This window comes from Streptomyces sp. NPDC026062 (assembly GCF_055568375.1).
In genome coordinates, this window is the sequence record NZ_JBVHOQ010000041.1 from 9338 (window position 1) to 35723 (window position 26386).

At 71.6% G+C, this 26386-nt stretch carries 19 protein-coding genes; 9 read left to right on the forward strand and 10 right to left on the reverse strand.

The window, feature by feature from the left end:
- Positions 1-182 precede the first annotated feature (182 nt).
- Together ACZ4LX_RS30070 and ACZ4LX_RS30075 are read right to left on the reverse strand one after the other, a co-directional pair.
- Positions 183-1565 carry a phosphomannomutase/phosphoglucomutase gene (locus ACZ4LX_RS30070; protein ID WP_467647379.1) on the reverse strand — a complete coding sequence of 461 codons (1383 nt, stop codon included), beginning with the start codon at positions 1563-1565 and terminating at the stop codon, positions 183-185.
- 83 nt (positions 1566-1648) lie between these two features.
- On the reverse strand, positions 1649-2026 hold the full coding sequence (locus ACZ4LX_RS30075) for a DUF3499 domain-containing protein (protein WP_467647383.1): 378 nt from the start codon (positions 2024-2026) through the stop codon (positions 1649-1651).
- A gap of 396 nt (positions 2027-2422) precedes the next feature.
- On the opposite strand from ACZ4LX_RS30075, the gene ACZ4LX_RS30080 reads away from it, so the two are divergent.
- The gene (locus tag ACZ4LX_RS30080; RefSeq protein ID WP_467647700.1) at positions 2423-2848 is read left to right on the forward strand and encodes a metallopeptidase family protein; all 426 of its coding nucleotides are present in this window, start codon (positions 2423-2425) and stop codon (positions 2846-2848) included.
- 94 nt (positions 2849-2942) lie between these two features.
- Here the strand turns inward: ACZ4LX_RS30080 and ACZ4LX_RS30085 are convergent, their stop codons facing one another.
- The 3 genes from ACZ4LX_RS30085 to ACZ4LX_RS30095 form a co-directional block, all read right to left on the reverse strand.
- On the reverse strand, positions 2943-4472 hold the full coding sequence (locus tag ACZ4LX_RS30085; protein ID WP_467647386.1) for a DUF5719 family protein: 1530 nt from the start codon (positions 4470-4472) through the stop codon (positions 2943-2945).
- On the reverse strand, positions 4469-8374 hold the full coding sequence (locus ACZ4LX_RS30090; RefSeq protein WP_467647390.1) for a glycosyltransferase: 3906 nt from the start codon (positions 8372-8374) through the stop codon (positions 4469-4471). The genes ACZ4LX_RS30085 and ACZ4LX_RS30090 overlap by 4 nt, the downstream gene beginning before the upstream one ends.
- A gap of 375 nt (positions 8375-8749) precedes the next feature.
- Positions 8750-9013, reverse strand: a complete 264-nt coding sequence (locus tag ACZ4LX_RS30095) for a WhiB family transcriptional regulator (protein ID WP_018103995.1) — start codon at positions 9011-9013, stop codon at positions 8750-8752.
- Between the two features lie 704 nt (positions 9014-9717).
- On the opposite strand from ACZ4LX_RS30095, the gene ACZ4LX_RS30100 reads away from it, so the two are divergent.
- The 3 genes from ACZ4LX_RS30100 to ACZ4LX_RS30110 all read left to right on the forward strand — a co-directional run bounded on the left by ACZ4LX_RS30100 (position 9718) and on the right by ACZ4LX_RS30110 (position 12543).
- Positions 9718-10209, forward strand: a complete 492-nt coding sequence (locus ACZ4LX_RS30100) for a cysteine dioxygenase (RefSeq protein ID WP_467647393.1) — start codon at positions 9718-9720, stop codon at positions 10207-10209.
- A 61-nt stretch (positions 10210-10270) separates the two neighbouring features.
- Positions 10271-11227, forward strand: coding sequence for a 2-phospho-L-lactate transferase (cofD, locus tag ACZ4LX_RS30105; protein ID WP_467647396.1), 957 nt, complete (start codon positions 10271-10273; stop codon positions 11225-11227).
- A complete protein-coding gene (locus tag ACZ4LX_RS30110; RefSeq protein ID WP_467647399.1) occupies positions 11224-12543 on the forward strand; it encodes a coenzyme F420-0:L-glutamate ligase in 1320 nt (439 codons plus the stop codon). Before cofD ends, ACZ4LX_RS30110 begins: the two co-directional genes overlap by 4 nt.
- Before the next feature lie 171 nt (positions 12544-12714).
- Here the strand turns inward: ACZ4LX_RS30110 and ACZ4LX_RS30115 are convergent, their stop codons facing one another.
- The 3 genes from ACZ4LX_RS30115 to ACZ4LX_RS30125 all read right to left on the reverse strand — a co-directional run bounded on the left by ACZ4LX_RS30115 (position 12715) and on the right by ACZ4LX_RS30125 (position 16453).
- On the reverse strand, positions 12715-13698 hold the full coding sequence (locus ACZ4LX_RS30115; RefSeq protein WP_467647402.1) for a DNA-3-methyladenine glycosylase family protein: 984 nt from the start codon (positions 13696-13698) through the stop codon (positions 12715-12717).
- 89 nt (positions 13699-13787) lie between these two features.
- The gene (gene manB / locus ACZ4LX_RS30120) at positions 13788-14879 is read right to left on the reverse strand and encodes a mannose-1-phosphate guanylyltransferase (protein WP_467647405.1); all 1092 of its coding nucleotides are present in this window, start codon (positions 14877-14879) and stop codon (positions 13788-13790) included.
- A gap of 143 nt (positions 14880-15022) precedes the next feature.
- The gene (locus ACZ4LX_RS30125) at positions 15023-16453 is read right to left on the reverse strand and encodes a peptidoglycan recognition protein family protein (protein WP_467647408.1); all 1431 of its coding nucleotides are present in this window, start codon (positions 16451-16453) and stop codon (positions 15023-15025) included.
- Between the two features lie 137 nt (positions 16454-16590).
- On the opposite strand from ACZ4LX_RS30125, the gene ACZ4LX_RS30130 reads away from it, so the two are divergent.
- The 4 genes from ACZ4LX_RS30130 to ACZ4LX_RS30145 all read left to right on the forward strand — a co-directional run bounded on the left by ACZ4LX_RS30130 (position 16591) and on the right by ACZ4LX_RS30145 (position 22831).
- On the forward strand, positions 16591-17340 hold the full coding sequence (locus ACZ4LX_RS30130) for a TIGR03089 family protein (RefSeq protein ID WP_467647411.1): 750 nt from the start codon (positions 16591-16593) through the stop codon (positions 17338-17340).
- Positions 17341-17574: 234 nt separating this feature from the next.
- Positions 17575-19050: an LCP family protein gene (locus ACZ4LX_RS30135; RefSeq protein WP_467647414.1), complete on the forward strand. Its 1476-nt coding sequence runs from the start codon at positions 17575-17577 to the stop codon at positions 19048-19050.
- Positions 19051-19275: 225 nt separating this feature from the next.
- Positions 19276-21069, forward strand: coding sequence for an LCP family glycopolymer transferase (locus ACZ4LX_RS30140; protein WP_467647418.1), 1794 nt, complete (start codon positions 19276-19278; stop codon positions 21067-21069).
- A gap of 49 nt (positions 21070-21118) precedes the next feature.
- A complete protein-coding gene (locus ACZ4LX_RS30145; protein ID WP_467647421.1) occupies positions 21119-22831 on the forward strand; it encodes an LCP family protein in 1713 nt (570 codons plus the stop codon).
- Between the two features lie 110 nt (positions 22832-22941).
- On the opposite strand, the gene ACZ4LX_RS30150 is transcribed toward ACZ4LX_RS30145, so the two are convergent.
- The gene (locus ACZ4LX_RS30150) at positions 22942-23973 is read right to left on the reverse strand and encodes a glycosyltransferase family 2 protein (protein WP_467647425.1); all 1032 of its coding nucleotides are present in this window, start codon (positions 23971-23973) and stop codon (positions 22942-22944) included.
- 132 nt (positions 23974-24105) lie between these two features.
- On the opposite strand from ACZ4LX_RS30150, the gene ACZ4LX_RS30155 reads away from it, so the two are divergent.
- A complete protein-coding gene (locus tag ACZ4LX_RS30155) occupies positions 24106-25617 on the forward strand; it encodes an LCP family protein (RefSeq protein WP_467647428.1) in 1512 nt (503 codons plus the stop codon).
- Between the two features lie 153 nt (positions 25618-25770).
- On the opposite strand, the gene ACZ4LX_RS30160 is transcribed toward ACZ4LX_RS30155, so the two are convergent.
- Positions 25771-26319: an acyl-CoA thioesterase gene (locus ACZ4LX_RS30160; RefSeq protein ID WP_467647430.1), complete on the reverse strand. Its 549-nt coding sequence runs from the start codon at positions 26317-26319 to the stop codon at positions 25771-25773.
- Positions 26320-26386 lie beyond the last annotated feature (67 nt).

The window sequence follows — 26386 nt, forward strand, 5'->3', positions numbered from 1 at the left end:
CGTAGGGGGGGGGGGGGGGGGGGGGGGGGGGGGGGGGGGGGGGGGGGGGGGGGCCGGGGGGGGGGGGGGGGCCGGGCGCCCCGCGCCTGTTCCCCTCCCCGCCCCTTCCCGTAACCGGGGCTCCGCCCCGGACCCCGCTCCTCAAACGCCGGAGGGGCCGGACGGGGTGGAGGGGCGGACGGCTATGCCGAGGTCCCCGGCTGCCTGCGGATCATCGACAGGACCTCGTCGCGTACCGCCGTCATCGTCTCCTCGTCGCCCGCCTCGACGTTCAGGCGCAGCAGCGGTTCCGTGTTGGAGGGGCGGAGGTTGAACCACCAGTGCGGGGACGTGACCGTGAGGCCGTCCAGGTCGTCGGTGGTCACGTGCTCGCGGGTGGCGAACGCTGCCCGCACGTCCGCCGTCCGGGCCTGCTGGTCGTCGACCGTGGAGTTGATCTCGCCCGAGTCGGTGTAGCGGTTGTACTGGGACACCAGGGCCGAGAGGGGTTCCTCCTGGCCTCCGAGGGCGGCCAGGACGTGGAGGGCGGCGAGCATGCCCGTATCGGCGTTCCAGAAATCGCGGAAGTAGTAGTGCGCGGAGTGCTCGCCGCCGAAGATCGCGCCGTGTGCGGCCATCTCCGCCTTGATGAAGGAGTGGCCGACCCTTGTGCGGACCGGGGTGCCGCCGTGTTCGCGTACGACCTCGGGGACCGAGAGGGAGGAGATCAGGTTGTGGATGACCGTGCCCCGGCCACCGTTGCGAGCCAGTTCCCGGGCCGCGACCAGGGCGGTGACCGCCGACGGGGAGACGCCCGCGCCCCGCTCGTCCACGACGAAGCAGCGGTCCGCGTCGCCGTCGAAGGCCAGGCCGAGGTCGGCGCCCTCGGCCACCACGCGGGCCTGGAGGTCGACGATGTTCCGGGGGTCGAGGGGGTTGGCCTCGTGGTTCGGGAACGTGCCGTCCAGTTCGAAGTACATGGGGACGAGTTCCAGCCGCAGGCCCGCGAAGACGGTCGGGACCGTGTGGCCGCCCATGCCGTTGCCCGCGTCCACGACCACCTTCAGGGGGCGGATCGCCGACAGGTCGACCAGGGACAGCAGATGGGACGCGTAGTCGGTGAGCGTGTCGCGTTCGGTGACCGTGCCGGGGGCGGTGACCGGCTGCGGCGCGCCGGTCTCCGACCACTTCTCGGCCAGGGCGCGGATCTCGGCGAGGCCGCTGTCCTGGCCCACCGGGGCCGCGCCTGCCCGGCACATCTTGATGCCGTTGTACCGCGCCGGATTGTGCGAGGCCGTGAACATCGCGCCCGGCAGGTCCAGCGCCCCGGACGCGTAGTACAGCTGGTCGGTCGAGCAGAGCCCGATCAGGGTGACGTCGGCTCCGCGGGCTGCCGCGCCCCGGGCGAAGGCACCCGACAGGGCGGGGGACGTGGGGCGCATGTCGTGACCGATCACGATCGCGTCCGCCGAGGTCACCTCGACGAATGCCGCCCCGAACAGCTCGGCCAGCGCTTCGTCCCACTGGTCGGGCACGACGCCGCGCACGTCGTACGCCTTCACGAGCTGCGACAGATCTGCGGTCACGGGCCGGGCCTCCTGAGGTCTCTTCGGACCGCCAAACTACCCGGCGCCCTTGAACGCCCTACGCCCCGGGAGGCGGTCCCGCTTCAGGAGTCGGGTGAGCGCAGCACCCGGAGGTGGCCCCTGCGGGCGACCTCCATCGGATCCGCGGTGCGTGGGGCGCCGCCCCTGGGGCCGTCCCCCCGGTCCTGCGGACGTGCTGCTTCCCGTACCGCGTTGGCCAGCGCTTCGAGATCGTCACCGCTGGGGCGGGTGGGTGCGGAGGGGTCGGAGAGCCGGACGACCTCCCAGCCGCGGGGCGCGGTCAGGCGCTCACTGTGCTCGGCACAGAGGTCGTAGCAGTGGGGCTCGGCGTAGGTGGCGAGCGGGCCGAGGACCGCAGTCGAGTCGGCATAGACGTACGTCAGTGTCGCGACGGCAGGGCGGCCGCACGCGGTGCGCGAACAGCGACGTACAGGGCTCACGATGTTGGACGGTACCGCACTCTTGAGCGGGCTGCGACGACTCTCCCCCGGCTCACCCCACCGTGTCGCCCTGTGGCCTCGGGCACAGACCCGTGCCGGACAACTCCCCTGACCTGCGCGGGAGGAGACGGGCGCAAGCCATGACGGCGATGGATCCGGTGATCAATCGACACAAAGGCGGTCATACAACTGGGAATCAGCGATCGGGAGCAGGGGGCTGAAACAGGTCACCTCGCGGCCGGATCGTTCAGTAACGGCCCAGGTCGGAACGGACCAGGTCGGAACGTGGCCGGATTGTTCAGGAACGGGCAGGCCGGTCTCCTGAACGGACAGGCCGGTTCCCCTCCCGGACAGCCCCGGGCCGCCGGGCCGCCGGAGGGCTACGCTGCGTCAGTGATGGACAGCCCCCCGCCCCTCCCGTCCGAGCCCCGACCGAGGCGCCGAGACCGACACGGCCGCGGCATGCGTGGCCCCGTCGCACCTCCCCAGGTGCCGCTCTCGGTCAGCAGGGCGGACAGTTTCCGCGATCTGGTGCAGGACTCGGTGGAACGGCTGGAGCGGCGCTGGCCGCAGCTGGCCGAGGTCGACTTCGTGGTCCTCGACGTACCGGGGACCGCGGAGGAGACGGTGCCGTTGGGCAGCGCGCTGTCCGCCGAGAAGGAGCGGCCCGCGCAGATCGTCGTCTACCGGCGCCCCGTCGAGATCCGCACCAAGAGCCGTGACGAGCGTGCGCTGCTGGTGCACGAGGTCGTGGTCGAACAGGTCGCGGAGCTGCTCGGGCTCTCGCCGGAGTCGGTCGATCCCCGGTACGGGCAGGAGTAGGCGGCCGCAGACCGAGGGGCGGGCCGTTCGCACGGCCCGCCCCTCGGTTTCGCTCGTCGTGGCCCCTCAGCGGTCCGGAACCGACAGGTCCTGCTCAGTCGTCCAGAACCGAAAGGTCCTGCTCGGCGGCCGGTACCTCGACCGTTCCCCGGTCGTCGGGCAGCGTCTGCACCGTGAACATCGGGATGCCGCCCATCGGAATGGTCAGCGTGCGGGCGGCGTGGACCGGGCCGCCCGACTGCGTCTCGACGGTCAGCGCGTACGTGCCCTTGAGCCCTGCCGGTACGGGCGGGGTGACCGCGACGGTCGTGCCGGCGGCGACCTCGTACGTCTTGCTGACCGGGGTGCCGCCCTTGCTGCCGGCGGACGCGGTGACCTTCACGGTGCCGGCGGCTCCGGGAGCGGTGAGCGAGAGGACCGAGCCCTTGGCCCGGTTGTCGGCGGCCGTCGCCTGCGCGCCGACCGGGCCGGTCGCCGGAATGTAGCCGACCTCCTGGTTGTCGCCCTTGCCCCGGACCACCCGCAGCGCGGCCACCACCGGGGTGGCCCTGCCCTTCTCGGCGGGGCTCAGAAGCAGGGAACCCGCCTCGCCCCTGGTCAGGTCCTTCAGGTCGACTCCGGCGGTCATCCGCGACTTGACGTGGAGGTCCTCATGGCCCACCGGTGAGATCGCGCCCGTCCTGCCGAGCAGTTTCACCGTGAGGTCGGCGTCGTCCTCGCCCGGGGCGAAGGCCACGAGCCGCACCGAGGTGGCGTCCGCCGGGATACCGGGCAGGACGAGGGTGCCCGTCGGCTCGGTGGAGGCGGCGAGCCAGTCGCTGCCGGTCTTGCTGTCCGCGGACCTGACGACCGCGCCGACCCGGCCGGTCCGGGTGGTGACGTGGACGGTCACATCGTCGGCGACCTTGTCGGTCAGCGTCGAGATGAGGACGCGTACACCGGACCCGGCGGGCACCGTGATGCCCTCTCCCACGTCGGACTTGAGGGTGCCGTCGGGGCCGTACAGCGCGATGTCGGCGACGGCTGCGGTGTCGTCCGGGTTGGTGAGGTGGACGTAGTCCTCGCGGGACTTCGCCGTGCTCGCGGCCGGGAACCAGAAGTCGGTGTCGGGTGCGGTGCAGCTGACACCGAGCAGGCCTCGGGAGTCGCCCGCCTCGACGGTGGTGGTCTGCTGGGCGGTCCAGCCCGGGGCCAGCGGTCCGGTGGCGGTGCCGACGAGAGCGGGGGCGTCCGCGCCGGACACCTCGGCGGTGGCCGGCTTGCCGGGTGCCTTGAGGAGGACGACCGGCTTGTCCGGGTCCGCCTTCTTGGTCTTCTTGCCCTTGCTCTTCCCGGAGTCCGTCCCGTCGTCCTTGGCTGCCGTGGACGACAGGAGTTCGGCCGTGCCGGCCGGTTCCGCCGCGTCCCCGCCCTCCCCGGCCGGGGTGAAGGAGGTGTACTGCGTCTCCGCGAGATCGGACAGGCCGGGGGCCGGGCAGAGCAGGCTGGAGCGCTCCACGGGCAGCCGCGCGGCCGACTTGGCCGCCGTCGTGCCCCCGTCGTCCGGCGCGGTGACCGCGGCGAATCCGGTGACGGCTGCGAGGGCGACGGCCCCGGCGATGAGGGACAGGCTGGTGGACTTCACTCGGACTCGCCTCGCGATGCGTTACCGGTCGGCCACGGGTTCTGGCCCGGGGCGGGGTTCCCGTCGGGGTTCTCGTCGGGGTTCTGCGGGTCGTACGCGCCCCGGGTGCCGTACTGAGCGTTGGGGTCGTACGGGGCGTTGCCGTACGGGGTGCTGGGGTCGTACGGCGTGTTGGGGTCGTACGTACCGGTGTCCTGCGGGGCGTTGCCGTACTGGCCCTGGGCGTACGGGGCGTACTCGCCCTGCTGCTGATAGCCGTACGGGTCGTAGCCGGCGGCGCCGTCGGGCTGCTGATGGGGTGCGGCGCCGTACTGACCGTCCTGGTACTGGCCCTCCTGATACTGCGGGTAGCCGGCGCCCTGGTACTGCTGGGCGTCCCAGTCCGCGTACTGCTGCTGAGGCACCGCCCCGTCCCCGTACTCCTGCTGAGGCACCGCCGCGTACTGGCCGGTGTCGCCGTCGGCCTGCTGGGGGACGAAGACGTCCTGGCCGTCGTCGGCGTCCAGTGGCACCGGTCCGGTGCTCTGCGGGGAGGTCTGCTGGGCGGGGATGTGCTCCGCCCGCTCCTCCGCCTCCGCCTCGCCGGTCCCGAAGCCCTCGCCCGCGAAGGTCTCGCTCTCGCCGCCCTCGCCCTCCGCCAGCGCGGCCGCGCGCAGCCTGCGGGCCCGGCGTCCCTCGCCCGCGACCGGCTCGGCGGGGACCTCAGCGTCCTCCTCGGGCAGGTCGTCGTCGATCACGCGGCGGCGGCCCGGAAGCGCCAGGACCACCAGGACCACGGTGAGCGCGACCTGGGCCCAGATCCACACGGAGTGCGTGAAGGGCGTCTCGTACGTGAGGTCGAGTGTGCCGCCCTCGGCGGGCAGTTCGAAGCCCTGTGCCCAGCCGTCGACGGTCTTGCCGGTCAGCGCCCGTCCGTCGAGCGTGGCCTGCCAGCCGGGGTCGGCGGCGTCGGCGATGCGCAGCACCCGGCCCGCCTTGCCCGCCGGGACGGTGGTGTGCGCCTCGACGGGCTTGGAGCCCACCGGAAGCGGCTCGTCACCGGCGGCCGGCGGGACGATCATGATGCGGGCGACCTGGCGGTCCACCCGCCACAGCGCGCTGCCGTCCAGCTGGCTGAGGCGGCTGAGTCCGGGGGTCGCGTCGAGGACCCGGCTCATCTGCTTCGGCGCCCCGTCCCGCACGAGCACGTACCGGATCGCGAAGCCGCTGAGCTGGCTGCCCTGGTCGGCGCCGGAGCCCGCGACCAGGTTGGCGACGACCTTGTCGAGATGGCTGTTGCCGCCGCCGGCCGCCGCCAGTTCGGCATCGCCCAGCCGCGCGCCGGAGCCGCGGAGCAGGGTGTACGCGACGGAGCCGGGCGAGGTGCCGCCGAGCACCAGGGTGCGCGGCTGGTCCCGGGTGCCGCTCTCCTCGGCGACGAACGCGGGCACCTGTACCGGGTCCCGGCGCTCCAGGGGCCCCGCGGCCCCGCCGATCATCCAGCCGACGGCGGCCAGTACGGGTGCCACCCCGGCGGCCAGCGCGATCAGGGCCGCGACCGGCTGGCGCCAGCCGAAGCTGAGCTCGGCGACCCGGACCCGGGCGCCGTCCGCGCCGACCAGCGCGGCGGCGATGAGCGCGGCGCCGTAGACGAGGGTGGCGGGTCCCGCCCAGCCGGAGCCGTTGGCGAGCCCGGCGAAGGCCAGGGCCACCAGTGCGGCGGCCCAGGCGGTCCGTACGGCGAACTGCCGCTCCCCGCGCAGCAGCGCGGCCAGTGCCGCGAGCACGATGCCGAGGAGCAGGACGCCGCCCGCCGCCTTGGGCCCGCCGGGGCTGATCCCGAGCAGGTCCAGCGCGGACGCCGAGCCCGAACCGGTCTCCAGGCCCGCTTCCTTCAGGAAGGCGGAGGGGCTGGACAGGAGCGAGAGCGACCAGGGCGCCAGGACCAGCAGCGGGGTGCCGACGGCGGCGAGGAAGCGGAGCGCGTACGCGGTGATGTCGTTGCGGCGCAGCGCCAGGACGCCGATGCCGAGGACCACGGCGAGCGGCCAGACGATGGGGGTGAACGCCATCGCGAGCGTGAGCAGCAGGGTGTACGCCCAGGTGGCGCGCCAGCTGCCCCGGCTGTCCCCGGCCGCGCGCATGCCGTGCGCGGAGACCGCCGTGCGCGCGATCAGCGGGAGCAGGACGGCGAGGACGGCGGTGCCGAGCCGGCCGGTCGCCAGGGCGCCGGTCGCGGCGGGCAGGAAGGCGTACGCGACGCTCGCCCAGGCCCGCAGCAGCCGCGAGGGGAGCAGCGGGCGGGAGACGAAGTACGCGGTGAGTCCGGCGAGCGGGACCGAGCAGACGAGCAGCAGGGTGAGGGCGAAGCCGGTGGAGCCGAGGAACAGCGCGGACAGGGCCGAGATCACGGCCAGGTAGGGCGGGGCGGTCTGGGTGCCGCCGGTGCCGATGGTGTGCCAGCCGTCCGCGTAGCGGCCCCACAGGTCGGCGACGTCGCCGGGTGCGGGCAGCAGGGCGCCGCCGGCCAGGGCGCCGCCGGCCAGGAGGCTGCGGCAGGCGACGAGGGAGACCAGGAGCAGGACGGCGAAGAGCATCGGGCCCGGCTTGCGTCCGACTCGCTTCAACTTGGCGAACTGGTCGATCTCCAGGAAGTCGGCGTCGTCGCCGCCCGGACCCGACTCGACGGCGCCGTGCCGCGAGCCGCCGGAGTCGGCCTCCGAGCTGCGGCCCAGGTTTCCGGCGACCTGTTCGACGGTCGCGCGGACGGTGGCGCCGGGTGCGGGGAAGAGTCCGCGCATCTCGGCCGGGTCGACGGCTCCCTTGCCGCGGGCGCGGCGTGCGCCGAGGATGCGGCCGGGGCGCAGCAGGGTGCCGAGGAGCCCGGTGACCTCGTCGAGGGCCTGGCCCGGGACCTTGCCGACGAGGTAGGCGAGCGTGCGCAGCAGGGTGCCGACCAGGAGCCGCAGCAGCACCCAGGGCAGCCGTTTGCCGGGGGCGTTGACCAGCATGGTGTAGACGGCGCCGGCCTTGTCGACGCGGTGCGGGCTGGAGACCGAGCGGCCCGCGCAGTCGATGGGGCGGCGTTCGCGGGCGGATGCCTCGGCGTGCCGCAGGACGGCGTCGGGGGCGATCAGCACCCGGTGTCCGGCCATGTGGGCGCGCCAGCACAGGTCGACGTCGTCGCGCATCAGGGGCAGCCGGCGGTCGAAGCCGCCGAGCTCCTCCCAGACGTCCCGGCGGATCAGCATGCCGGCGGTGGAGACGGACAGGACGGTACGGACCTGGTCGTGCTGGCCCTGGTCCTGCTCGCGCCGGTCCAGTCCGGTCCAGCGGCGACCGCTGTTGGCGATCGAGACGCCGACTTCGAGGAGCTGACGGCGGTCGTACCAGCCGCGGAGCTTGGGTCCGACGATCGCGGCGTGCTGGTCGTTGTCGACGACGCGCAGCATCTCGGCGAGGGCGTCGGGTGCGGGGGCGCAGTCGTCGTGGAGCAGCCAGAGCCACTGCACCGGTTCGCCGTGCGGCAGTTCGGGCATGTCGTAGGCGTCGTCGCGCCAGGTCCTGGTGACGGGGTCCCAGCCGCTCGGGCGCTTCAGGTACGGCAGGTCGTCCGGGGTGAGGACGCCGGCGGTGCGGCTCGCCTCGTCGACGGCGGTGCCGAATCCCGTACGCCGCGCGAGGTGCAGGACGCGTTCGGCGCCGAGCGCCTCGGTGACCAGTCGCGCGGAGTCGTCGGCGCTGCCGGTGTCGGCGGCGACGACGTTCTGTACGGGGCGTTCCTGCCCGAGCAGCCCGGCGAGCGCGTCGGGCAGCCAGCGTGCGCCGTCGTGGGAGACGAGCACGGCGGTGACGACGTGCCGGGGGAACTCTGGGGCGGCGGCAGCCGCGTACGGCGCCGTTGCTTGGCTGTGCACGGACATCGAGGTACGGGCCCTCCGGCCGGGTCCGGGGGACGTCCCCCGGGGGCTGCATCGGTGTACACGCGCGCCCTGTCGGGTCGTTGGCGCGTCTCGGACGGGGCCCCACACTAACGGTACGGATAACCGCGGTGGCGCGGAGCGGTTCAACGAGGGCCGCAGGCGCAGCGGTGCGGGGCGCCCGACGCCCGGGTCCGGTACGGCGGCGGCGGGCCGGAGACGCGTCCCCGGCCCGCCGCCGGCAAGGTCGGGAGGTACGGCGATGGCCCGCCGCCTGCGGGCTGAGCGCAGGCGACGGGCCATGTACGGCCGGTCCGGGGGCGTCCGGCCCCCGGCGGTTCGATGTCTTGTGGCCGAGGTGTTCTCGGAGTGGCCGGGTCAGACCGCGGCCTTCTTCAGCCGCCGTCGCTCACGCTCGGAAAGACCGCCCCAGATACCGAATCGCTCGTCCTTGGAGAGGGCGTACTCAAGGCATTCGGAACGGACTTCACAGGCGAGGCAGACCTTCTTGGCCTCGCGGGTGGATCCGCCCTTCTCGGGAAAGAAGGACTCGGGATCGGTCTGCGCGCACAGTGCGCGCTCCTGCCAGCCGAGTTCCTCGTCCGCGTCCTCGACCAGCAGTTGCTGGAACAGCTCGGTCATGTGCGCCCCTCGTCTGTCTCTTGCGTCCCCGTGATGCGGCCGTTATCGAATCGGCCGAACGACACGGGTGAAATTACAAGTGTGTAACTACAGGCCAGTCAAGCTCAGATCTGCTATTGGGCCCGGTATTCACTCTGCGGAACCAAGCCTATGCGTAAAGTGTTCAAATCACCAAAAACATGACATATGCCACGAGCCTTCGCCGCCCTCGCCCACCACGGAGGGAGAACTCCCCCGAGGGTGGACACGTTGCGATTCGGTCACCGAAGCGACCAAGATCACAGTCGGGTCACGAGGGTACGACCGCGTTCACCGCTGCGGTCGTTGCGCCACATCTCCCGCGCGAAGGCCGCACAAACCTTTCTCCGCATGGAGTAACCGGATGAGGTGAAACATTACCCCCAAATCGGGCATTGGGTTGACAGTCGGAGATTCTCCGGCTCTCCTTGATGCCATGCCAGCGACCTCAGACATGCGCGCCACTCACATCCGTGGGTTCCGCAGCGCTGTGCAGGCCCGCTGTTGCTGTTCCAGCTGTCTCAGCTGTTGAAGCCCCCGCGCTCCAGCCCGACGCAGCCCATCCCGGACCCCGGCCCCTCCCCCACGCCGCTCACCACCGCTGTGGTCATCCGGTCCCCAGGTCCTGCGACACCCCTGCATCCGCACCGCACGACTCGCACCCCTGCCGAGGAACCACCGCAGCCATGAACAGCGACAGCGACCTCCAGATCGCCGGAGACCTCCTAGAGGTCCAGCACCTCCTGCGTCCCGCCCGTGAACACCCCGCCACGGTGGCGGAGTTCGTCGGGCTCGCCCGCACCATCGCCGCCGACCGGGCCCAGTGGGCCCCGCTCGTCCGGTACGACACCACCACTCGCTGGTACCACCGCCTGCGCACCGGCCCCGGCTACGAGGTCTGGCTGCTCAGCTGGGTCCCGGGCCAGGGCAGCGGCCTGCACGACCACGGCCCGTCCTCCGGCGTACTGACCGTCCTGGACGGCGAACTGACCGAGCGTACGGAACGCGGAACGCGGACGCTGGACGCCGGCGCGCAGCGCGTCTTCGCCCCCGGCTACATCCACGAGGTGGTCAACGACTCCCTCGAACCGGCCGTCAGCCTGCACGTCTACTACCCGGGCCTGACCGATATGCCGATGCACGCCGCGCAGTGCGCGGCAGTGCCCGCCACGGTCTGACGGACCGCCGTCCGGGCAGCCCGCGTCCAGTGGCCGGGCTCCGCCTGACAGACTGTTTCGCATGCGCATTGTGGTTCTGGCCGGCGGTATCGGTGGTGCTCGTTTCCTGCGTGGCCTCAAGGAGGCCGCGCCGGACGCGGACATCACGGTGATCGGCAACACCGGTGACGACATCCATCTGTTCGGCCTCAAGGTCTGCCCCGACCTCGACACCGTGATGTACACCCTCGGCGGTGGCATCAACGAGGAGCAGGGCTGGGGCCGTACCGACGAGAGTTTCCACGTCAAGGAGGAACTCGCGGCCTACGGCGTCGGCCCCGAGTGGTTCGGGCTCGGCGACCGTGACTTCGCCACCCACATCGTCCGTACGCAGATGCTCGGCGCGGGCTATCCGCTGAGTGCCGTCACCGAGGCCCTCTGCGCGCGCTGGAAGCCGGGGGTGCGGCTGCTGCCGATGTCCGACGACCGGGTCGAGACGCATGTGGCGGTCGATGTCGACGGCGAGCGCAGAGCCATTCACTTCCAGGAGTACTGGGTGAAGCTGCGGGCCTCCCTCCCGGCGCAGGCCGTCGTGCCCGTCGGCGCCGAGCAGGCCGAGCCGGCTCCGGGCGTCCTGGAGGCCATCGCCGGCGCCGACGTCATCCTCTTCCCGCCCTCGAACCCCGTCGTCTCCGTCGGGACCATCCTCGCCGTGCCCGGGATCCGCGAAGCCATCGCCGAGGCGGGGGTGCCGGTCGTCGGCCTCTCCCCCATCGTCGGTGACGCACCGGTGCGCGGAATGGCGGACAAGGTGCTCGCCGCGGTGGGCGTCGAATCGACCGCATCGGCCGTCGCCCGGCACTACGGCTCCGGACTGCTCGACGGCTGGCTCGTCGACACCGTGGACGCGGGCGCGGTGGCCGATGTGGAGTCCGCGGGCATCCGCTGCCGCTCCGTGCCGCTGATGATGACCGATGTCGCCGCCACGGCCGAGATGGCACGGCAGGCGCTGGACCTGGCCGAGGAGGTACGCGCGTGAGCACCGCCGCCCCGGACGCCGCACCGTCCTTCCGGGTGTGGGCACTGCCCGGGATGCCCGAGGTGCGGGCCGGGGACGATCTCGCGAAGCTGATAGCCGCCACCGAGCCCGGGCTGGCCGACGGCGACGTGCTGCTCGTCACCTCGAAGATCGTCTCCAAGGCGGAGGGCCGGATCGTCGAAGCCACCGACCGGGAGGCGGCGATCGACGCCGAGACGGTACGGATAGTGGCGCGGCGCGGCCCGCTGCGGATCGTGGAGAACCGGCAGGGCCTGGTCATGGCCGCGGCCGGGGTCGACGCGTCGAACACTCCCGCCGGGACCGTCCTGCTGCTGCCCGAGGACCCGGACGCCTCGGCGCGGGCGATAAGGGAGGGGCTGCGGGCCGCGCTCGGTGTCGAGGTCGGCGTCGTCGTCACGGACACCTTCGGACGGCCGTGGCGCAACGGGCTGACCGATGTCGCGATCGGCGCGGCCGGGGTGCGGGTGCTGGACGATCTGCGGGGCGGCAGCGACACGTACGGCAATCCGCTGAGCGCGACCGTGGTCGCCACCGCGGACGAGCTGGCGTCGGCCGGTGACCTGGTGAAGGGCAAGGCGGACGGGCTGCCGGTCGCGGTCGTGCGGGGTCTGGGCCATGTCCTGGATCCGGCCGATGCCGAAGGGGCCCGCGCGATCGTGCGGGTCGCGGCCGACGACATGTTCCGGCTGGGGACGTCCGAGGCGGTACGGGAGGCGGTGACCCAGCGGCGCACGGTCCGCGATTTCACCGACGAGCGGGTGGACCCGGGGGCGGTGCGGCGGGCCGTGGCCGCGGCGGTGACGGCTCCGGCGCCGCACCACACGACGCCGTGGCGGTTCGTCCTGCTGGAGTCCGAGGCGTCACGGACCCGGCTGCTGGACGCGATGCGGGACGCGTGGACTGCGGACCTGCGACGGGACGGGAAGAGCGAGGAGTCGATCGCCAAGCGGGTACGGCGGGGCGATGTGCTGCGCCGGGCGCCCTATCTGGTGGTGCCGTGCATGGTGATGGACGGCAGCCACACGTACGGGGACGCGCGGCGGGACGGCGCGGAGCGCGAGATGTTCGTGGTCGCGGCGGGCGCCGGGATCCAGAACTTCCTGGTGGCCCTGGCGGGCGAGCGGCTGGGCTCGGCGTGGGTGTCCTCGACGATGTTCTGCCGGGATGTCGTGCGTGAGGTGCTGGAGCTCCCGGCGTCCTGGGATCCGCTGGGTGCGGTGGCCGTGGGACATCCGGCGGTGGTGCCGTCCGCCCGGGTGGGGCGCGACGCGGAGGGGTTCATCGCCGTGCGGTGAGGCGGTGGCCTGTGCGGGGCGGGGCGGGGCGGGGTGCGGTGCGGTGCGGCGGGTGGTGCGGGGCGCCTGCGGCGGGCCTTTTCCCCTGCCCGCCCCTTCCCGAACCGGGGGCGCTGCCCCCGGGCCCCCGGTCCTCAATCGCCGGACGGGCTTGGATTCGCCCGGGCCGGGTCACAGCCGTGCGATGTTGCGCGGCTGCATGCGCGGGGCGCGGCGCGACGGGGTGTTGTCCGACAGCATGATCAGGCGGGTGGCCCGGTGGCGTTGGCCCTCGTAGGGGGCCAGGAGGGCCAGCATCTCCTCGTCGTCGGCGTTCCGGTTGCCGGCCAGTGCGTGGCCGACGATGCCGGGCAGGTGAAGGTCGCCGACCGTCACCGCGTCCGCCGCGCCGTTCACCCGTTGCAGGGTCTCGGCGGCTGTCCAGGGGCCGATGCCGGGGATCGCCTGGAGGCGGGTCATGGCCTCGGGCAGCTCCATGGTGGCCGCCTCCTCCATACGGCGGGCCACCCGGACCGCGCGCAGGATCGTCGCCGACCGCTTGCTGTCCACGCCCGCGCGGTGCCACTCCCAGGACGGGATCAGCGACCAGGTGCGGGCGTCGGGCATGACGTAGAGGCCGTACTCCTGCGGGCCGGGCGCGGGCTCTCCGTAGGTACGCACCAGCAGCCGCCAGGCGCGGTACGCCTCGTCCGTGGTGACCTTCTGTTCCAGGACCGACGGGATCAGGGACTCCAGCACCAGGCCGGTGCGCAGCAGCCGCAGGCCCGGTCGGCGGTGTTGGGTCACGGCGAGCAGGCGGTGGCGCGGGGTGAAGGCCTCGGGTTCGTCCGACGCGCCCAGCAGGGCCGGCAGCCGGTCCAGCATCCAGGCCGCGCCGGGCCCCCAGGCAGCGGCCCGGATCCCGCCCGTGCGAGCGACCACATGGAGCGTGCCGGGCCCCTCGGGGGTGCGGCTGGCGCGGCGGACCGAGCCGTCGGCGGACATCCGGAACGTGGGGTCGGCGGGGCCTCGGCGCAGCGGGCCGAGGACGAGCCGCAGGTCGAGCGGGCCCGGCGGGGTCCAGTCGCGGGTCAGGGGCGCCGGTACGGGCGTCGCCGCCGCCTGGTGCGGGACGGCCGCGCGTGAAGCGCTGCGGGGAGCGAATCGTCCTGCCACGGATGAGGTCCTCGGTAGTCGGGGCTGCCTGTCGAGGGTACGGCTGATTCCGGCCACTCGGGGGGTCCACGAGGTGGTGGCCGGTCCGGTCATTCGTCCGAGGAGAACCGCACCGACGCGGCCGGCAGGTGGGCCCCGCACCAGATGCGGACGCCTTCGAGCAGTTCGTTGTCGGCGCCGACCTTCGCCCCGTCCCCGACGACCGCGCCCCTCAGCACCGTACGGCTGCCGATCCTGGCACCGGCCCCGACCAGGGAGTCCGTGATCACGGCGCCCGGTTCGACCATGGCGCCCGCGAGCACGGTGGAGCCGTCGATCCTGGCGCCCGCACCGATCACGGCGTCGGCGCCGATGACCGTACCGCCGGAGAGTTTGGCGTCGGGGGCGACGGAGGCGGTGGGCAGCACGAGGCGGTCGCCGCATCTGCCGGGGACGGCCGGGGAGGGGGCGCGGCCGAGGACGAGGTCGGCGGAGCCGCGTATGAATGCCTGCGGGGTGCCGAGATCCAGCCAGTACGTGGAGTCGACCATGCCCTGGAGGTGTGCGCCGTCGGCCAGCAGTCCGGGGAAGGTCTCGCGCTCCACGGAGACCGGGCGGCCTGCCGGGATCGTGTCGATGACCGACCTGCGGAAGAGGTACGCCCCCGCGTTGACCTGGTCGGTGACGATCTCCTCGGGCGTCTGGGGCTTCTCCAGGAACGCGGTGACCCGGCCGGTTTCGTCCGTCGGCACGAGTCCGAAGGCGCGCGGGTCGTCGACCCGGGTCAGATGGAGGGAGACGTCCGCCCCGGAGTCGGTGTGCGAGGTGACCAGCGCCCGGATGTCGAGGCCGGTGAGGATGTCGCCGTTGAAGATGAGGACCGGCTCGTCCGGACCGGAGGTGAGCCGCCGGGAGACATTGCGGATGGCGCCGCCGGTGCCGAGCGGTTCGCGTTCGGTGACGTACTCGATGTGGAGGCCGAGCGACGAACCGTCACCGAAGTACGGCTCGAAGACCTCCGCCAGGTACGACGTCGCGAGGACGATGTGCTCGACACCGGCGGCCCGCGCACGCGCCAGCTGGTGCGTGAGGAAGGGGACGCCTGCCGCCGGAACCATGGGTTTCGGGGTGTGCACCGTGAGCGGGCGCAGCCGGGTTCCCTTGCCGCCTACCAGGAGAATCGCTTCTTTTGCCTCTGTCACAGCACTGTCTCTGCTTCCTGCTGGGGCTGGGCAACAGCTTCTTTCGGCTGGCCAGTGTATGCAGACCGGTGGAGGGGTCCTTCGGTCAGCAGCCCGCAGCAGGCTTCCGGCGTTGCCGGTGCCGGTTCACGGTTCCTTGTCCGTCACCGGCCCTGCAGCTTGGCCGAACTGGTGCGGGTGGTGCCCAGCTTCTTGTAGAGACGCGCTCCGGGGCATTCGGTTGCGAATCCGTCCCGGTGTCCCGAGATGACGTTGAGTTTGACCTTCCTGCCCTTCTTGTACTTGTTGCTGCCGCCCGAGGTCAGCGTCACCTTGCCCTTCGGGTTGGCGCCGAACAGGCCGAGCTTCCAGGCGGTGAGCTTGGAGACCGCGTTGACCGCGGCGGCCGGCGGGTTGGACGAGGTGAAGGTCCCGAGCACGGCGATGCCCATGGTGTTGGTGTTGAAGCCGAGCGTGTGGGCACCCATGACGGCCTTCGTCACGCCTCCGGCGCGGCCCTCGTAGATGTTGCCGCACTTGTCGACGGCGAAGTTGTAGCCGATGTCGCGCCAGCCGCTGCTCTTGACGTGGTAGCGGTAGATGCCGCGCAGGATCGAGGGCGCCTGGGAGCACGTGTAGTTGTTGCCGGTGGCGCTGTGGTGGACGAAGGCGGCCTTGACGCTCTTGGTGTACGCGAAGCCGCTTTCACGGAGCTTCTCGTCGGCGCCCCAGCCCTTGCGGGTGATGATGCGCGGCCGGGGGCCGATGTACGGCTTGGCCGCGGGCGCGAAGCCGGCGGCCGCCTCGGTCTCGGCCCTGTTCAGGGCGGGGAGCACGGCGGCGGTGGCGAGCGCGGAGCCTCGTTCGGTGCCCGCCGCCGCACCGGTGGCGAGGGTTTCCGCGCGGTTCGCGGCGAGGGCTTCCGCGGAGTCGGCGGCCGGGATTCCCACCAGGTCCGCGGCGAGGGTTTCCACCGGGTCCGTGCCGGGGGCCTGCCACGGGTCCTTGCCGGGGTCGACGAGTTCGAGACGCAGCCCGGCCGGCAGCGGCACGGAGATCTCGGCGGTCCCGCCGGGGCCGGGGGTCTCGGGACGCACCCGGACCTCGACGCCGTCGGAGTCACCGACCCAGAGCGGGGCGGTGGAGCCCCGGGCGGCGCCGGAGTCGCGCTCGGCCGTGCCGGCGTCGGCGGAGTGCTCGTCGTTGTGCGTCTCCAGGTCCTGCCAGCCGGACCAGTCGCCGGTGCCGGTGGCACGGGTGCGGACCTGGACAGTGCCGTGGAGTTCGGTGTCGACGTCGTCCCAGACGACGCCGACCAGGGAGAACGGCTTGACGTCACGCTCGGGCAGCCCCTGCTCGGCAGCTGCGGCGGCGGGTGCTCCGGTGGCCCGCACGGACGGGGAGGCCAGCGGATTCAGGGCCAGGGACTGCGTCGATCCCGGCACTTGGGCCGGGTCGGACGCCTCGGCGGGCAGGGATCCCGCGGTGGACGGGTGGACGGGGGTGTCGGGGGCGGCGCCCGCGGGCGCGGCGAGCGGCAGTACGAGAACTGCCGCGCAGGTGACACCCATGGAGGATGCAATGAAGGCACGCATACACATGATCGTGCGCATAAGGGGGCAATCCGGCTACTGGGGTTTACCGGGGCAATTGACGCCCCGTCTGCCGAACCGGTGTACCGGGCACCCGCGACAACCGGCCCCTCCCGGCACCGCCGCGTACCCTTCTGCGAATGAACGCCAGCGACCGCACCCCTGCCGACCTGCTGCGTTCCGCGCTTGCCGCGGACCCGGCCCGCCCCATGGTCACTTTCTACGACGACGCCACCGGAGAGCGCGTCGAACTGTCGGTGGCCACCTTCGCCAATTGGGTGGCCAAGACGGCGAACCTCTTGCAGGGCGACCTCGCCGCGGAGCCCGGTGACCGGCTCGCGCTGCTGCTCCCCGCGCACTGGCAGTCCGCCGTCTGGCTGCTGGCCTGCGCCTCGACCGGCGTGGTCGTCGATGTACAGGGCGATCCCGCCGCCGCCGACCTCGTCGTCTCGGGACCGGACAGCCTGGAGGCCGCGCGGGCCTGCCGAGGTGAGCGGATCGCACTGGCGCTGCGCCCGCTGGGCGGCAGGTTCCCGCAGGCGCCGGAGGGCTTCGCGGACTACGCCGTCGAGGTACCGGGCCAGGGCGACCGGTTCGCCCCGTTCGCGCCCGTCGACCCGGACGCGCCGGCGCTGACCGTGGGCGGCGTCGGCCTCACCGGGGCGGAGCTGGTCGCGCGGGCCCGTACGGACGGTGCGGAGCTGGGCCTGGGCGCCGGCTCGCGGCTGCTGTCGGGGCGTACGTACGACACCTGGGAGGGCCTCAGCGCCGGACTCTTCGCACCCCTCGCCACCGGCGGTTCCGTGGTGCTGTGCCGGCACCTCGGGCAGCTGGGCGAGGACGGGCTGGCCCAGCGCGTCGAGAGCGAGCGGGTCACGCGGACCGTCTGAGCCGCGCTCGTACGTCCCGGACGGTCACCCGCGCGTGTCCGCCTCGCCTCAACAACGCGGTACGACAAGCGGCCTGAGGGCCACCCGTCCGGCCCAGCCTGGGCCGAGCCCTCCACCCTGAGCGCCAACTCCAGTACATGATCTGCGGTACAGACCACTCAAGGCACAACCAAGCGTGAAGTTCAGCCGTCTACTTCTGCGACCGGCGGCCCCTCACGCTGCCGCACACGAAGGATGGACGCAGACGTGACCGAAAGCGCCGGCACGCCGGACGACCCCGACGACTCGGCCACGGGCGGGCACCGGACGCCGGACAACTCGGCCGCGGGCGAGGGCCGGACGCCGGACGGATCACCCGGCAAGGACCCGGCCGAAAGGCCTGCCGAGGGACCCGCCGAGGGCCGTGCCGGGGGCGGGACGCCGAGCGGATCGTCCGGCAAGGAACCTGCCGAGGAGTCCGGCGAGAAGCATGTCCCGGGCAACGGCACCGAGGGCGCGCCGGGCGGTGAGACGCGCAGCGGGTCGGGCAGCGGCCCGTCGCACGGAACGCCGGCGGAGAGCTCCGAGGCGGGTCCGGGCCTCGACATCGTCGTCAAGCGCAAGCGTCACTGGCTGCGTTGGACCGCGATCGGCGCCTCGTTCGTGGTACTCGTCGCCGCGGGCACCGGCTGGTGGCTGTACAAGAAGCTGGACGGCAACATCAGGACGGACACCTCCGCGGCCGCCGAACTCAAGGCGTACGAGAAGGAGCGCCCCACCGCTGTCGTCCATGACGCACAGAACATCCTGCTCATCGGCTCCGACAGCCGGGCCGGGGACAACCGCAAGTACGGCCGTGACGACGGCGGCAGCCAGCGTTCGGACACCACGATCCTGCTGCACCTGGCGGCGGACCGGAAGAGCGCCACGGCCATGTCGCTCCCGCGCGACCTGATGGTGAACATCCCGGAATGCCACAAGCCGGACAAAAGCCTGAGCAAGCCGCAGTTCGCGCAATTCAACTGGGCCTTCGAATTCGGCGGGACCGCCTGCACCATCCGCACCGTCGAGAAGATGACCGGCATCCGGATCGACCACCACATGGTCGTCGACTTCAACGGCTTCAAGAACATGGTCGACGCGGTGGACGGGGTCGAGATCTGCCTCAAGGAGCCGATCAACGACAGCGCCGCGCACCTCAAGCTCCCCTCGGGCCGCCAGAAACTCAACGGCGAACAGGCCCTGGGGTACGTACGGGCCCGCAAGTCCATCGGCAACGGCAGCGACACCGAACGGATGGACCGACAGCAGCAGTTCCTGGGCGCGCTGGTGAACAAGGTGCAGAGCAACGGGGTCCTGCTCAACCCCACCCGGCTCTACCCGGTGCTGGACGCGGCCACCAAGGCGCTGACCACCGACCCGGGACTGGACAGCCTGAAGGACCTCTACGACCTGGTGCGCGGAATGCGAGACGTACCGACCGACAAGGTGCAGTTCCTTACTGTTCCCCGTCAGTCATACCGACTCAATGCGAACCGGGACGAACTGGTACAGCCCGATGCGGACAAGCTCTTCAAGCAGCTGCGCGACGACAAACCTGTCGCAGTCGTGCCCGCGGACGAACTGGAGGGTGACGGCGGAAAAAATGCTGACGCCGATGACGCTTCCGGCCCGACCCCCACGCCCACCTACTCGGGGAACAATGCGGCAACCGATCTGTGTAAGCAGTAAAGCAATGACCAAGCGGCGAACAGCGTTCGGCGTGCAATGGGAAGAATGCCCGGTTGTAAGGGCCGTGGAATAGGTCACGCCCGTCGCTCGACAGCGAACGGGACGGATATTGTGACGCGATCCGGTGCTTCCGGCCTCCTGGCCGCGCGTACTTCCGGAGCGAAAGACTGAGCGCCTTATCGGGGGAGGCGCCTCGCGTGGCACCGACGGAGGACTCAAGCGACCGTGGATGCACAAGGCCGTGGGCGGGCGGAAGAAATCGATCCCGCAGACCAATGGGTTCTCAACCCGGAAACCGGCGACTACGAACTGCGACTGAATCATTCCGGAGCGGATTCGGGCGGATCGTCGGGAGTTTCGGCCCCGCGGGGTTCCGGACGCAGAGGTGCCACCCGTGAGGGGGGCGGCGAGCGTCGCGGTGCGCAGGGCGACGGCGAGCGTCGCGGTGCGGCGGGCGAGAGCCCGCGCCGCAGCCGTGAGGTGCCCCGCCAGGGTGGCCGCCGTTCGGCTTCCGGCCCGCGCGGCCAGGAGCCCGCCGGCCCGGCCGACAACGGCACGGGCCGGCGCAAGCGCAAGGCCCCCAAGGCCCGCCGCAAGAAGGCACTGCTCTGGACAGGTGGCGTGATGGCCTTCCTGCTCGTCGGCGTCTCGGCCGGCGGGTACTGGCTGTACCAGCACTTCAACGGCAACCTGAACACCGTGGACATCGGCGACCGGGGCAACAAGGACGTCGTCACCGCCAACGCGCCCCTCAACATATTGGTCATCGGTACGGACAAGCGCACCGGCAAGGGCAACGAGGGCTACGGCGACAAGGGCAGCGCCGGCCACGCGGACACGAACATCCTGTTCCACGTGTCCAAGGACCGCACCAACGCCACGGCGATGAGCATCCCCCGCGACCTCATGACCAACATTCCGGACTGCAAGGCCAAGCAGGAGGACGGCTCGGAGAAGACGATTCCGGGCACCCAGAACGTCCGGTTCAACACCAGCCTGGGCCAGGACGGCCGGGACCCGGGCTGCACGATGGACACCGTCAAGGAACTCACCGGTCTGACGGTCGACCACTTCATGATGGTCGACTTCAACGCGGTCAAGGAGCTGTCCACGGCGGTCGGGGGCGTCAAGATCTGTCTGGCCCACGCGGTCAAGGACGACAAGTCGCACCTCGACCTGCCGGCGGGGCCGAGCACCGTGCAGGGCGAGGAGGCGCTGGCGTTCGTACGGACGCGGCACGCCTACGCCAACGGGAGCGACCTCGACCGGATCAAGGGCCAGCAGCAGTTCATCGGCTCGATGATCCGGCAGATGAAGTCGGACGACACGCTGACCAGCCCGACGAAGCTGTTCAAACTGGCGGACTCGGCGACCAAGGCGCTGACGGTCGACTCCGCCATCGGTTCGGTGCCGAAGCTGACCTCGCTCGCCAAGGAACTCACCAAGATCGACACGAAGAACATCACCTTCGTGACGCTGCCGGTGATCGACAACCCGGCCGAGCCGAAGCCCATCACGGTGGTCGTGGACCCGGTGAAGTCGCCCCAGCTGCTCGCGATGATGCAGGCGGACACCTCCCTGACCGAGGTGGCCGCGCAGAAGAAGGCGGCCAAGAGCAAGCAGGACGCGCTCCTCAAGGGAACCAAGGCAGCGGCGGCGGACGTCCGTGTCGATGTCTACAACGGCGGCGAGATCTCCGGCGCCGCCCAGCAGACCGTCAACTGGCTCCAGAACGACAAGGGTGTTCTGAAGTCCACGAACAAGGCCAACGCACCCGCGAAGGCCGCCAAGACAACACTTCAGTACGCGCCCAACCAGGCGGACCAGGCACGGGCGCTGGCCGAGATGATGGGCCTTCCCGGGTCGGCGATGAAGCCGGGCACCGAGGACGCCGTGGGCCTTCAGGCCATGGTGCTGACGCTGGGGGCGGACTTCAAGGGCGCCGGTGTCTCCATCACCGGTCCGGCGAAGATCGACATTCCGAAGGCCAGCGCCGACAAGGCAGAGTGCGCCAAGTGACACCGGGTCACTGCGCGATACCGCGAGTCTGAGCAGCAGGGGGGTCCTGGTGGGACGGAACAGCACGCCCGGGGAGGGGACGCGACCACGCGTCCGGCATGCCGGCCAACTCGGCTGGGACGACGGCCTCTACGAGGGCGCGGGCGGCGACGGGGACAGCGGCGAGGATGCCGCGAAACCGCGGTCCGGTGAGAGCGGGAGCGCAGGCGGTGGCCATCGCGCGTCGAGCCACGGCGGACGCCGCGGCCGGCCCCGCCGCGCCCCCAGGAAGAAGAAGCACCGCGTACTGCGCTGGATAGCCTTCTCCCTCGCGTTCCTCATACTCGGCACCGGCGCGGCCGGTTACCTCTGGTACGAGCACCTGAACAGCAACCTCCGCAAGGGGGAGCGGAGCGCGGGCAACGGCGCGGCCAAGAAGAAGGCCCCGAACGCGGCGGGCCAGACCCCGCTGAACATCCTGCTGATCGGTTCCGACAGCCGGAACAGCGCGGAGAACCTGAAGCTCGGCGGCAGCAAGTCGAGTGTCGGCGGGACCCCGCTGGCCGATGTGCAGATGCTGCTCCATGTGTCGGCCGACCGGAAGAACGCCTCGGTCATCAGCATCCCGCGCGACACCCGGGTGAACATCCCGGCCTGCGAGAACCCCGACACCCACCAGAAGTACCCCGCCGGCAACGGCATCATCAATGAGTCCCTCCGCGGCGGCCCCGGCTGCACGCTGGACACCTGGGAGCAGCTCACCAAGGTCTACATCGACCACTGGATGATGGTCGACTTCTCCGGCGTGGTGGACATGGCGGACGCCGTGGGCGGCGCCTGGGTGTGTGTGAAGCAGGACGTCAACGACGTCCCCAAGCCGGGGGTGCCTGGCGGCTCCCACCTGAGGCTGACCAAGGGCCCGCACAAGATCAAGGGCGAGACCGCACTGAAGTGGCTGCGCACCCGGCACGCCTTCGAGAGCGACTTCGGCCGGTCCAAGGCCCAGCACATGTACATGAACTCCGTCATGCGTGAGCTGAAGAGCCAGAACGCCTTCACGGACACCGGGCGCCTGATGAACCTCGCCGAGACCGCGACCAAGTCGCTCCAGGTCTCGGAGGAGATCGGTACGGTCAAGAAGCTGTTCGACCTCGGCATGCAGCTGAAGAACGTGCCGATGGACAAGCTGAACATGCTGACGATGCCGCGGATCCCCGACCCGAAGAACCCCGAAGCACACGTCCTGCCGAAGCCCGGCGCCGCCGACAAACTCTGGGCCTTGCTGCGCGACGACCAGTCGCTCGACCCCAAGGACCGTGCCAAGGCGGCGAAGAAGGCGAAGGCCGGCCCGAAGGCCGGCGCCCCCGCCTCGCTCGGGGTGACCGTCGTCAACGGCACCAACGCCGATGGCCAGGCGGCCACCGAGGGCCGGGCCGGGATCGTCCGGGACATGCTGAAGGCCAAGGGCTTCACCGAGGCGGACACCCAGACCGAGCTCGGGTCCGCGCTCACGACCGAGGTGAGCTATCCGCACAGCGCGGGCGCTCAGGGCAAGGCGGACGCGCTGTCGGTCGCCAAGGCGCTGTCGCTGCCGACCAGCGCCGTGACGGAGACCCCGGACGGGGCCGGGCTGACGGTCACGGTCGGCTCGGACTGGCGGACCGGTGCCACGTACCCGAAGTCCGTGGAGGACGACAGCGACCCGCTGGAGGGCACCGAGTCGGTCAACGGCGCCGCGAAGGACGACTGCATGGACGTGTACTGGCCGTACCGCCAGATGTAGCGGACGCGCGGGACAGGAGGAGAGGGGGCGCCCCGTTCACCGGGCGCCCCCTCTCCTACGTCTGTGTGCGTGACGCCGGCCGCTATGTCTGTGTGCCTGACGCCGGCCGCTCAGGCCACCGGCGTGCCCGGCTCACGGAGCGCCGGGCGGCGGCTGGCGATGACGCGCTTCGCCAGCGAGCGCGGGCTGGTCAGGAAGCCGTAGCCCCACGACATGTGCATGGTCGCCAGCGCGACCGGGATCTGCGCCCGCGCCTTCAGCGACAGGCCCTTGCCCGCCGGGAGGGACCCGGCGACGATGGCCGCGACGTAACCGGCCGGGACGACCAGCGCCCACGGGGTGACGGCCGCGCCCACCACCAGGCCGGCCGCGATCGCCACGACGGCGGTCGGCGGGGCGAGGTAGCGCAGGTTGATCGAGCCGGGGTGGTAGCGGGCGACGACGTGACGCCAGCGGCCGTAGTCCTTGTACTGCTTGGCGAGCGCCCGGACGGAGGGCCGCGGGCGGTACTGCACGCGCAGCTCGGGCGAGAACCAGATCAGACCGCCGGCCTCGCGGATACGGAAGTTCAGCTCCCAGTCCTGGGCACGGATGAACTCGATGTTGTAGCCCTCCGCCCGCTCCAGGGCCTCCCGGCGGAAGACACCGAGGAACACGGTCTCCGCCGGTCCCGCCTCGCCGCCCGTGTGGAAGGCCGCGTTGCCGACGCCGATCTTCGACGTCATGGCCGCCGCCACGGCGTCCTCCCAGGCGTTCTCGCCCTCGGCGTGCATGATGCCGCCGACGTTCTGCGCGCCCGTCTCCTCCAGGAGCCGGACGGCGGTCGCGATGTAGTTCGGCGAGAGCATGCCGTGGCCGTCGACGCGGACGACCACGGGGTGGCGGGAGGCCCGGATCGCGGCGTTGAGCGCGGCGGGGGTGCGGCCGGTGGGGTTCGGCACGGTCTGGACCCGGGGGTCCTCGGCGACCAGCTCGGCGGCGATCTCGTCCGTACGGTCCGTGGACGGGCCGAGCGCGATCACCACCTCCATCTCACCGGAGTACTCCTGCTCCAGGATGTGCCGGACGGAGTTCCGGAGGTGCCGCTCCTCATTGAGTACCGGCATGATCACGGAGACGGCGGGGTGCTGCGCGGCAGACATGTGGTCCTCGGGGGGTCCTCGGGGGCGCCGGGGGCATCGCACCCCACCAGGCGGCGTTATTCGGCCGCCACGTTACCGCTTATGGGGGACACCGGGGCGCGCCGCCTGCTCGCTGCCCGGAATGCAGATCGTATGGGCCTACTGTGCGTACGGTCCCCCTTGCATCGCGGAGGTCCCCCCGTGCCCACGCCGCCCCGCTCCCCCCGTCCGCCGAGGCCCCGTGCCGCTCCCCCGCAGCCCGGAAGGCCCAGGAAACGGGGCGAGAGACCGCGCTGGGGCATGCGGGTGGCGACCACCCTCTCCGTGCTGGTGCTCGGCGCGGGTGGCATCGGCCACGCCGTGGTGACCAATCTGGAGTCCGAGATCGACCGGATCGACCCGTTCAAGGACATGAAGAACCGGCCCACGGGCGGCCACGGCATGAATCTGCTGCTGGTCGGCACCGACGGTCGCGACAAGATCACCAAGGAAGAGAAGAAGAAGTACCGGCTGGGCGGCGCGCCCTGTCACTGCACCGACACGATCATGCTGGTGCACCTGTCCGCGGACAGGGAGCGCGCCAGCGTCGTCAGTCTGCCGCGCGACAGCTATGCCGAGATCCCCGAGCACCGGGACGCGACGACGGGCAAGGATCACGCGGCCCATCCGGTGAAGCTGAACGCCGCCTACGCCGAGGGCGGGCCGAATCTGACCGTGCGGACCGTCGAGCACATGACGGGTGTCAAGGTCGACCACTATCTGGAGGTCGACTTCACCAGCTTCATGACGACGGTCGACGCCCTGGACGGCGTGAAGATCTGCACCGCCCGGCCCATGAAGGACTCCTACACCGGTCTCGATCTCGCGGCGGGCACTCATGAGCTGGACGGCGGCCAGGCACTCCAGTACGTACGTTCCCGGCACATCGACGGCGCCGCCGACCTGGGCCGGATGCAGCGCCAGCAGAAGTTCATGGCCTCGCTGATCAAACAGGCGACGAGCAGCGGAGTGCTGCTGAACCCGGTGAAGTTCCGCGAGGTCGCCTCGACGATGCTGAAGTCGGTACGGGCCGACAAGGGCTTCGGTACGGAGCAGATGCTGGAGCTCGGCCAGGCGATGCGGGGCTTCTCCGCCGCCTCGTCGGAATTCACCTCGGTGCCGATGGGGGACGTCGCGTACCAGGTCAAGGGCATCGGCTCGACGGTCAAGTGGGACGAGAAGAAGTCGAAGCAGCTGTTCCAGGCGCTGCGCGACGACAAACCGCTCACCGTCGCGCGGCCCAAGCAGGAGCCGGCGAAGACCGTCGACGTCCCGCCGAAGCAGATCCGGGTCCAGGTCTACAACGGCACCCCCAAGGACGGCCTCGGCTCCACGATCGACGCCGCGCTGCACGACACGGGCTTCGATACCACCCGCGCCCCGCTCACCGCGCCGGAGCGCGATCTCGCGCACACCCTGGTCACGTACGACCCCCGCTGGGACCGGTCCGCGAAGTCACTGGCGGCGGCGCTGCCGGGGGCCGAGCTGAAGGCCGTGAAGGGGCAGGGCGGCACGATGAAGGTGACGGCGGGCGCGGACTACCTGAAGGTGGAACGGGTCCGGGCCGAGGAGCCCGATCCGGGCAGGTTCGGCGCGGTGAAGGGCGACGAGGTGGTCTGCCCGTAAGGGGCTGGACCGGGCAGGGCGGGGCCGGACCGGGCTGGGCCCGCTCCCGGCCGGTCCGGCTGCCGGACCTGGCCCAACTCGCCCGGCCCGGCGCAGCCCGGTCTGATCCGGTCCCGTCCCGTCCGGTCCGGTCCGGTCCGGTCCGGACGGCGTTCAGTCCTCGATGCCGTCCGCCGCGCGCTTCTCGCGCAGTTCCTTGATCGCACGGCGCCGGGCCAGGCGGTGGGTGCGCCGGATCTGTGCCTCCTGATAGCGCCGGTTGTCGCGCTCGGTCTCGGGGATCACGGGCGGCACCCGGCGGGGCCTGCCGTCCGCGTCGACCGCGGCGAACACCAGATACGCGCTGCCGACCTGCTGGGCCGGGGTCGACTCGTTCCACCGCTCGGCCATGACCCGGACGCCGACCTCCATGGAGGAGCGTCCGGTCCAGTTCACCTGGGCGCGGACGTGAACAAGGTCACCGACCCGGACCGGCTCCAGGAAGACCATCTCGTCCATCGAGGCCGTCACCGCGGGGCCGCCGGAGTGCCGCCCGGCCACCGCGCCCGCCGCGTCGTCGACCAGCTTCATGATCACGCCGCCGTGCACCGTACCCAGGAGATTCGTGTCGTTGCCGGTCATGATGTGGCTGAGGGTGGTCCGGGAGGCTGCGGTGGGCTTGCCCGGAATGTCACATTCCGGGCTCTGGGCCTGATCTGTCATGCCCTCCACCTTATGCGGGGGCCCGCAGAGCGTCGCAATGCATCAGCTTCGCAACAGCCCTGGTCCG

Excerpts from the sequence above, each read along its gene's own strand:
- cofD (WP_467647396.1), top strand. The coding sequence starts at position 10,271 with ATGCGCATTGTGGTTCTGGCCGGCGGTATCGGTGGTGCTCGTTTCCTG.
- ACZ4LX_RS30160 (WP_467647430.1), bottom strand. The coding sequence starts at position 26,319 with ATGACAGATCAGGCCCAGAGCCCGGAATGTGACATTCCGGGCAAGCCC.
- ACZ4LX_RS30095 (WP_018103995.1), bottom strand. The coding sequence starts at position 9,013 with ATGACCGAGCTGTTCCAGCAACTGCTGGTCGAGGACGCGGACGAGGAA.
- ACZ4LX_RS30100 (WP_467647393.1), top strand. The coding sequence starts at position 9,718 with ATGAACAGCGACAGCGACCTCCAGATCGCCGGAGACCTCCTAGAGGTC.
- ACZ4LX_RS30080 (WP_467647700.1), top strand. The coding sequence starts at position 2,423 with ATGGACAGCCCCCCGCCCCTCCCGTCCGAGCCCCGACCGAGGCGCCGA.
- ACZ4LX_RS30155 (WP_467647428.1), top strand. The coding sequence starts at position 24,106 with ATGGGCCTACTGTGCGTACGGTCCCCCTTGCATCGCGGAGGTCCCCCC.
- ACZ4LX_RS30130 (WP_467647411.1), top strand. The coding sequence starts at position 16,591 with ATGAACGCCAGCGACCGCACCCCTGCCGACCTGCTGCGTTCCGCGCTT.
- ACZ4LX_RS30125 (WP_467647408.1), bottom strand. The coding sequence starts at position 16,453 with ATGCGTGCCTTCATTGCATCCTCCATGGGTGTCACCTGCGCGGCAGTT.
- ACZ4LX_RS30150 (WP_467647425.1), bottom strand. The coding sequence starts at position 23,973 with ATGTCTGCCGCGCAGCACCCCGCCGTCTCCGTGATCATGCCGGTACTC.
- ACZ4LX_RS30135 (WP_467647414.1), top strand. The coding sequence starts at position 17,575 with ATGGACGCAGACGTGACCGAAAGCGCCGGCACGCCGGACGACCCCGAC.
- ACZ4LX_RS30090 (WP_467647390.1), bottom strand. The coding sequence starts at position 8,374 with ATGTCCGTGCACAGCCAAGCAACGGCGCCGTACGCGGCTGCCGCCGCC.